This window comes from Actinomycetospora aurantiaca (assembly GCF_037401875.1).
Lineage (GTDB): Bacteria > Actinomycetota > Actinomycetes > Mycobacteriales > Pseudonocardiaceae > Actinomycetospora > Actinomycetospora aurantiaca.
Genome location: NZ_JBBEGN010000045.1, coordinates 1 through 1,066 on the forward strand (window position 1 = coordinate 1; position 1,066 = coordinate 1,066).

1 protein-coding gene is annotated in these 1,066 nt (G+C 72.6%); it reads left to right on the top strand.

Translation table 11 applies throughout. From position 1 onward, the window contains the following. The coding region (locus WCD74_RS29830) for an epoxide hydrolase family protein (RefSeq protein ID WP_337698569.1) at nt 1-1,066 on the top strand (1,066 nt) is incomplete at both ends.

A 1,066-nucleotide genomic window follows, 5' to 3' on the forward strand; every position in this document is an offset into this window, starting at 1 on the left:
CGCGACAGGCTCCGGCGGACCCGGTGGCCCGACCCGGAGACGGTTGACGACTGGTCACAGGGCGTCCCGCTGGCCTACGCCCGCGAGCTGTGCCGCAGTTGGGCCGAGGACTACGACTTCGGGTTCGCCGACCGCGTCAACGCCTTCCCGCAGTACCGCGACACCGTCGACGGGCTCGGGCTCCACTACCTGCACGTCCGGTCCCCGGAGCCCGACGCGTTCCCGCTGGTCCTCACCCACGGCTGGCCGGGCTCGGTGCTGGAGTTCCTCCACGTCCTCGGTCCGCTGACCGACCCCCGCGCCCACGACGGGGACCCCGCCGACGCCTTCCACGTCGTCGCGCCGTCGCTGCCCGGCTACGGCTGGTCCGACAAGCCCACGACGACGGGCTGGGGCGTCCCCCGGATCGCCCGCGCCTGGGACACGTTGATGGTGTCGCTGGGCTACGACCGGTACGGCGCGCAGGGCGGCGACTGGGGCTCGGAGGTGACCGCCACCCTGGGCGAGGTCGCGCCCGAACGGGTCGCCGGGGTGCACCTGAATATGGGGAGGGTCCCCCTCGGCACCTTCACCGACCCCACCCCCGCCGAACAAGCCGCCCACGACGCCGCCCGCGAGCTGGTCCGCACCGGGCGCGGCTACTCCGAAATCCAGATGACCCGACCACAGACCCTCGGCTACGGCCTCACCGACTCCCCCGCCGGCCAAGCTGCGTGGATCGCCGAGAAGTACCGGGCCTGGACCGACCACGACGGCGACCACGAGACCGCCGTGTCCCGGCAGACGATCCTCGACGAGATCTCGGTGTACTGGTTCACCGCCTCCGCGACCTCCTCGGCGCGCCTGTACTGGGAGAGCTTCGCCGACCCCCGCCTGCCGATCACCGCGCCGTCCGGGCTGTCGGTCTACCCGCGCGACATCGTCCGTCCGTCGCGGCGCGACGCCGAGCAACGCTTCACCGACCTGCGCTGGTACGCCGAGATGCCCCACGGCGGGCACTTCGCCGCCCTCGAACAACCCACCTCGCTCGTCGAGCAGATCCGCGGCTTCTTCCGCCTCGTCCGAT